Origin of the sequence: Paenibacillus xylanilyticus, from assembly GCF_013359935.1 — a bacterium.
GTDB classification, from domain to species: domain Bacteria; phylum Bacillota; class Bacilli; order Paenibacillales; family Paenibacillaceae; genus Paenibacillus; species Paenibacillus xylanilyticus.
In genome coordinates, this window is record NZ_JABMCB010000202.1 from 916,881 (window position 1) to 923,084 (window position 6,204).

At 44.2% G+C, this 6,204-nt stretch carries 6 protein-coding genes, 2 tRNA genes and 1 rRNA gene; 1 reads left to right on the forward strand and 8 read right to left on the reverse strand.

The genetic code is table 11. The annotated features are described in order from the left end of the window. Window positions 1-10: 10 nt before the first annotated feature. A complete protein-coding gene (locus HP552_RS30640) occupies window positions 11-1,039 on the reverse strand; it encodes a serine hydrolase domain-containing protein (RefSeq protein ID WP_175399171.1) in 1,029 nt (342 codons plus the stop codon). A 269-nt stretch (window positions 1,040-1,308) separates the two neighbouring features. Further along, entirely contained in the window at window positions 1,309-1,992 is a 684-nt protein-coding gene (locus tag HP552_RS30645; RefSeq protein WP_175399118.1) for a DUF1361 domain-containing protein, read from the reverse strand. A gap of 265 nt (window positions 1,993-2,257) precedes the next feature. Here HP552_RS30645 and HP552_RS30650 point away from each other — a divergent pair, with 265 nt between their 5' ends. Beyond that, a complete protein-coding gene (locus tag HP552_RS30650; RefSeq protein WP_175399119.1) occupies window positions 2,258-3,211 on the forward strand; it encodes a hypothetical protein in 954 nt (317 codons plus the stop codon). An 86-nt stretch (window positions 3,212-3,297) separates the two neighbouring features. Here HP552_RS30650 and HP552_RS30655 read toward each other — a convergent pair whose 3' ends face one another. The 6 genes from HP552_RS30655 to rrf form a co-directional block, all read right to left on the reverse strand. Continuing rightward, complete coding sequence (locus tag HP552_RS30655; RefSeq protein WP_175399120.1) at window positions 3,298-4,227, reverse strand: sigma-70 family RNA polymerase sigma factor; 930 nt, start codon at window positions 4,225-4,227, stop codon at window positions 3,298-3,300. A gap of 37 nt (window positions 4,228-4,264) precedes the next feature. Continuing rightward, a complete protein-coding gene (locus HP552_RS30660) occupies window positions 4,265-4,711 on the reverse strand; it encodes a carboxymuconolactone decarboxylase family protein (protein WP_175399121.1) in 447 nt (148 codons plus the stop codon). Between the two features lie 91 nt (window positions 4,712-4,802). Continuing rightward, the gene (locus tag HP552_RS30665; protein WP_175399122.1) at window positions 4,803-5,561 is read right to left on the reverse strand and encodes a cupin domain-containing protein; all 759 of its coding nucleotides are present in this window, start codon (window positions 5,559-5,561) and stop codon (window positions 4,803-4,805) included. A 311-nt stretch (window positions 5,562-5,872) separates the two neighbouring features. Beyond that, a tRNA-Leu gene (locus tag HP552_RS30670) sits at window positions 5,873-5,953 on the reverse strand. Window positions 5,954-5,958: 5 nt separating this feature from the next. Next, window positions 5,959-6,035 (reverse strand) — tRNA-Met (locus HP552_RS30675). A gap of 35 nt (window positions 6,036-6,070) precedes the next feature. Next, window positions 6,071-6,187: ribosomal RNA gene (rrf, locus tag HP552_RS30680) — 5S ribosomal RNA — on the reverse strand. Window positions 6,188-6,204 lie beyond the last annotated feature (17 nt).

Here is a 6,204-nt window from a genome sequence, read left to right on the forward strand (position 1 = left end):
ACTCAACTCTTCAATTTGATCCCAGCGCCTCTTGAACGGCAAGCGTTATGGGATACGGACCCGACTCCTTATTGGAGAGTACCACCAGTTGTGTAGCATGATCCGGATACACGGACGACATGAACGACACGCCTGGATCGAACCCCATGACATGCACTTTGAAAATATCTCCTTCTTTCCGATCAATCCAAACACCCTGCCCATAGTAGGTTTCATCTTCTTCCTGTACATGGGGCGTAATCAACTTGTGCGTTGCCGATTCACTCAATAATTGATAATTCAATAAACCATCCCAGAAGCGAATCATATCCGCTGCTGTTGTGTATGCCCCACCATCTGCTCCACCCTTGACCGGAATCGAGAAAATGTTGGTGTGCCACGATCCGTCGTCATGATCGATATATCCGATCGCTGTGTTACGCGGAAGCTGATCGGTTAAGAAATATCCGGAATTCTTCATGCCACATCGGGTAAAAATATGTTTCTGCACATAGTCAGTGAACGACTGTCCTGTTTGTTCTTCCACAATCAAGCCTAATACAATAAAGGCAGCATTGTTATAGTGGAAACGTTCACCTGGAACCGACTTCATCGGCAGATGCTGGAACATTGGCAGAAAGTCACTGCCATTCCGCATGGCATAGACAGGCCGCTCTTTCCACAGGTCCGCGAAATCCTCCATGACTTCTTCATCAAAGTAATCCGGGATGCCCGAGGTATGCGTTAACAATTGATGTATCGTAATCTCCTTATCCCAAAGAGGAAAATCAATATTCAACGCATCTGCAAGCCTTGTGTCATAAGACAGCCTGCCCTGTTCAATTAGTTGGCATATACTCACCGCAGTGAAGATCTTGCATCCAGAAGCAATCCCAAACCGGGTATCTGTCTGATTGGAAATTTCATCGCTGCGATTGGCATATCCACGACTCAGATTCAAGAGTGTCCGCCCATTTTGTTTTAACAAAACTACACCTGAAAAATCAATCCGATTCATCTCTTCTTCTATCTTGCGTGTCAATTCCGTTACATTCATCATCATATCAATCCTTTATCTTCTTTTCATTTGCTTCCTATATCGTGACTGTGATTACGAGACGTTATATATGAATCAATGAGTAAAAGAGGAATGCAATCACCTACAGACTATTCTATGTATGCTCCAGCTTTGTTTTATTTCTTCATCATCCTTTCTATTCCTGCACATTCTCACCAAATAACGGATACTATGCCCACTAATTTCAAAAAGCGTTGAGACAAGAAGACCTCTTCCAGAATATCTCTGAAGGAGGCCTTAAGGGTGGAATATCACTTCTCAATTGCAGATCTTGTATTGATGAGATAGTACAGCGACACATAGATGGTAAGAATAAATATGCCAAAGAACATGCAAAATGCAAGTGATGGGCGGCTGACACTCTCAACCATCAGTTTAATTAACGTATCACGATTGGTTAAGGCATCCCAGCTGTTCAAACGGTAAACCCGCCCGAGCAGTACACCGTAACTCCCCAAAGCACAGCCTGCCAGTACAAAGACCCACGATGCCGCACTTCCGCTTTTACGATAAATGACTTCCTGTAGTTGATACATGGACAAAAAACCAAGCAGCACGCCTGTCCAGACAAACATGAGTACAACAATCAGATCATACCAGTATTTGTAATCGAGACCGTTGCCAGCATAATAACGCGAGCTTCGTGCCGTCAGATGAACAAGATCCGTTACGATATAAGATGAGTTCGGGAAAAAAAGCAGCCACATTAGCGCACATGCCACTGCAAGCCATGGAGCAGCCCTCCACTTCACGTAACTGAACCCATACGCAATATAAGAAAAGATAAACGGAATCCAGCCCAAAAACAGATTCCAGATGAGAAATCGAAAATATTGCTGGTCCAGCCAGTCTGCGGCTATATAATATAACCCTACCGTCACAACAGTAACCACACTAAGGAAAATAAAAACTTTGATATAATTCAGTTGTCTCAACGAGTCTACCTCACTTATTTTCGGAAATGTCGATCCCTCATATCGTTCATCTTAACATTTATATTAGATTATATTAAATACACTACACTAGGATCATACCATGTCCTTAATAAGAATCAAATTCGCTTACATTCAGATACGATTCAGCACATGCGATATATCCGTTCCACTCCGTTTCGCCAATATCCATATCACTGTTTTACTTGCTTCCATTACCATAAACTGGTTTAATCTATGCACAGACCATTTGGGGAGGGAATAATGTATGCGCTTGAAACACAGGATCAAACTGGGTTTTCTTGCTTTTACACTGGGTTGTACTACGATTGGTGTCTCTTTTGTACCTCCAACAGCATCAGCGGCCTCTGTGCCAGCTTCCAAAGCTGTGTATTCAAAGTTTCAGATCTATTGGAAAAATGCCAAAAACTCTTCGTCCAGTCTTATTCAGGCTCGTAAATATTTGACGAATCATATAAAGGAAGTTAGTCCATGGCAAGCCACGTTGATGACATTGCAGCTTGAGAACGTCCAGAAAATCAAGCTCGCTGAAATGGATGAGACGATATATAACAATCCGGTGCAAAGTGCCCTCTTTGATGCACATTCCAAAATGGGTTATGAACAAAAACTGACGTACACCAGTCTGCTTAAGGAAATTAAGGACCCTTCCATTCGCCGCCTTTTGCAAGAGGCATCCGATCTGGGGTTCAAGCTGGAGACCAGTGAAGGCATCTATTATCCCATCATCAATTATGAAATGTACAAGAAGTTCCAGCCTTATGTGAAACCAGACATTGCTGCATACATTAATATCATGGCTGACGAATCAAATCAAGCCACTATTTCTGATGCGGCCATCTCCGTCACTTGGGATGAACTCATCCGGCGTACCCTGGAGAAGGAAGCTTTTCTGCGTAACTTCCCGTACTCCAATCGCACTTCTGCCATTCAGAACTCCCTGATTGTCCATTATATCTTTTACGGCAGTGACAATTCTCCTGCTTATGACTGGTACACCGATGAAGAGGTTCGCACGCTCGATCCTGAAGTGAAAAACGCATACGAGAAGGCGATCAAAAACAGGGATGCCAACACCCAAAGTGTTCTTCTGGATACCATTGAACAAATTGTTGAACTCCTGAATCAAAACCATGATGAGCTTACTCCTCAAATACAGAAAATGATTGAATCCGTCGAAGACCAATTCGTCAATTCATGAATTTGACAATTCAAAACGCAAAAAGCGGCTGTTCCTTTAGCAGGAGCATGCCGCTTTTCTTTTTTCCAAAATCACTTCATTATAATTCAATTGGCTATCGTTGAGACTCTTGTCAGTTTATCTGGGTTTACGACCAGATAAACGGCCTCGATGCGTTCACCCGATGAATCGGGTTGAAGACATAATACCTCGCTTAACTTCCCCTCTTTCATAAGTGCAACGTGAAGCTCTCCATTGATAACCGTGGGCACCCATTCCCGTTCCCTTAATCGGGTAAGCACACGTCTGGAGGTCAGAAGAGCCATGACGCCCTTGTGAACCATCATGGATTTCATAACTGTATGCACCCGCCCACCACCATCTGCGGTAAATACAGGTTGTTCAGAGAGAAGATCAAGCATGGCAGTCACATCATAATTGAGAAAAGCGGTCGTGAAACGCGCAAGCAATTTTTCTTTGGCAGCACGATCCACCTGGGTCTGTTCCTTGTCAGGAAGTTGATCCGGCAGGTTGCGTCTGGCCCGACTAAATATCTGACGGCAATTGCTCTCCGTTTTGCCCAGCCAATCTGCGATCTCCCGGTACTCGTATTGGAATGCTTCACGAAGAACGAATACAGCGCGCTCCACGGGTGTGAGACGTTCCAGAAGAACCAGGTAGGCATAAGAGATCATTTCCTTCTGCTCGAAGGATTCTTCAGGCAGAATCCCCATCTCACCTATGGGTTCAGGAAGCCATTCACCAACATAATGTTCTCTCTGATTACGGGCAGAATTGAGGAAATTCAGGCTCCGGTTCACCACGAGTTTGGCTATGTAGGATTTGGGGTTACGGATGATCTCGGCAGATTTGCCCTGCAGGCCTGTAAAACAGTCCTGAACAACATCCTCCGCCTCCACAACACTTCCAAGCATTCGGTAAGCAATGGAGAACGCATACGCTTTATAACGAATATACAGTTCACCAACTTCCAGAGAAGACTCTTCTGGCTCATTAGTGGGATAATCAGGATTCATTTGAATGGCCTCCTCTGGCAGTGGTTATTATATATGTTTAATTGAAACAGCCGGGATACATGCCTGTCGTAATTGCAATTCGGTTCCAGTTGTTGATGGTATTGATCGCCATGATCAGATCCACCAGTTCAGCTTCACTAAAGTGTTCACGAACCTTGTTATACAATTCCAGTGGCACGCCCTGTTGCGAAATTTGAGTCACTGCTTCAGCCAGTTCAAGCATAACACGTTCTTTTTCCGTAAACAAAGGAGCCTCACGCCAAACACTAAGCATCAAAATATGATCTGCATAATTGCCCAGCTTCATCAAATCTTTGGCATGCATATCAAGACAAAACGCGCAGCCATTGATTTGGGATACTCTGATTTTTAACAGCTCATATAATACTTTGTCTTCAAATTGACCCGACACAAACTGCTCCATTGCCAATAATGCCTTGAAAGCTCCCGGATTCACTGCTCTGTGGTTCATTCTCAAATTCATTTCATTCGCCTCCGTATTGTAGTGTACATACTGAAGACAAATGAGCTGCGGAATCTGTGACACACATTCAAAAAAATTTACGATGGGGCAATTAATATCTCCAGCCGTTGCCGATAAAAGGGCGCTGTACCGAGTATGGCATATAACCTGTCTCTGACGGCATATAGGCAGCATTCGGATGATGTTCATATGTTGGGTTCATTGGATCGGAATACATAATTTCCGGACTTGGCGCGTACTGCATTTGTACATAAGGCTGAGCGTTCGGCTGGCTGTTGGGTTTTGGCATGTTTTCAGCAGCTGGCGACACTTGAGTCGCACAATCTGCAGGGGGTCCAATGAAGACCGTTTTTTGAATAGGAGCAAGTGTTTCCTTAACCTTGTTTTCATCCAGACAGTACGTATGGGCCAGCACACTCGCAGGCGTAAGGCGCAGAATGTCTGAACCAAATATCGCTTCAGGAACAGGTGCATCAAAAATGGCTAACAGGTGAGTATGATCTGCAGTTGCAATTTCATAGTGCCACCATCCTTGGGGAACATTCGCTACCTGACCTGGATTAATGGGGAAGTTTAACAATTCGTTAGTAAAGGGATTGATTAGAGAAACTACAGCAGAACCACTGATGCAGTATACAAGCTCTGTTGCGTTCTGGTGAATGTGCGGCTCTACTACATTGCCAGTACTCAAATAAATATCAAGCAGGGATGCATTTCCCAATGTATTTAACTGTTTAATGGAGAGGGAGTTAATATAGTTATTATCATCCTTTTTGAACAGTTGATTCTGGTTCACATCATACGTAAACTGAGTAGTTGGTAAAGTGTAATCCATATAAGAGGTTGCCAAAATATAACGCCTGCCCTTCGCTCATGGTTTAGGTAAAAACCTATACGCCAGCTTATGCCCTGGGCACATATGCGTGAGCCCATTTCTCCAAGAGTGGATGCAGGACAAACAACCCTATCCTGAATATATCTAAATCTGGATTTGCTTTCACGATTAACTGAATCATATAGATATTAAAACTTTTTGGAGTAGGCTGCTGTACTATTGTAAAAAATGCAAAATAACGTTGATTACATTATCAAGATTTTTTAAATAAAAAAAAGACAGGATCAAGAGAAATCACTCTTAATCCTGTCTGACTGTTCAGAAGATGCGCGTGGAGGGACTTGAACCCCCACGTCAAAGACGCTAGATCCTAAGTCTAGTGCGTCTGCCAATTCCGCCACACGCGCATATATGGTAGCGGCAGAGGGGATCGAACCCCCGACCTCACGGGTATGAACCGTACGCTCTAGCCAGCTGAGCTACGCCGCCACACTATGTAATAAAAAACACCCCAGTGGGGTTTCGCTTGGCAGCGTCCTACTCTCCCAGGACCCTTCGGTCCAAGTACCATCGGCGCTAGAGGGCTTAACGGTCGTGTTCGGGATGGGTACGTGTGGAACCCCTCCGCTATCGCCACCAAACGTGATTTTGTCGAAGC

What these genes read in the sequence shown, in the direction of transcription:
- HP552_RS30640 (WP_175399171.1), bottom strand. Translation starts at nt 1,039, where the DNA reads ATGATGAATGTAACGGAATTGACACGCAAGATAGAAGAAGAGATGAAT.
- HP552_RS30650 (WP_175399119.1), top strand. Translation starts at nt 2,258, where the DNA reads ATGCGCTTGAAACACAGGATCAAACTGGGTTTTCTTGCTTTTACACTG.
- HP552_RS30655 (WP_175399120.1), bottom strand. Translation starts at nt 4,227, where the DNA reads ATGAATCCTGATTATCCCACTAATGAGCCAGAAGAGTCTTCTCTGGAA.
- HP552_RS30660 (WP_175399121.1), bottom strand. Translation starts at nt 4,711, where the DNA reads ATGAATTTGAGAATGAACCACAGAGCAGTGAATCCGGGAGCTTTCAAG.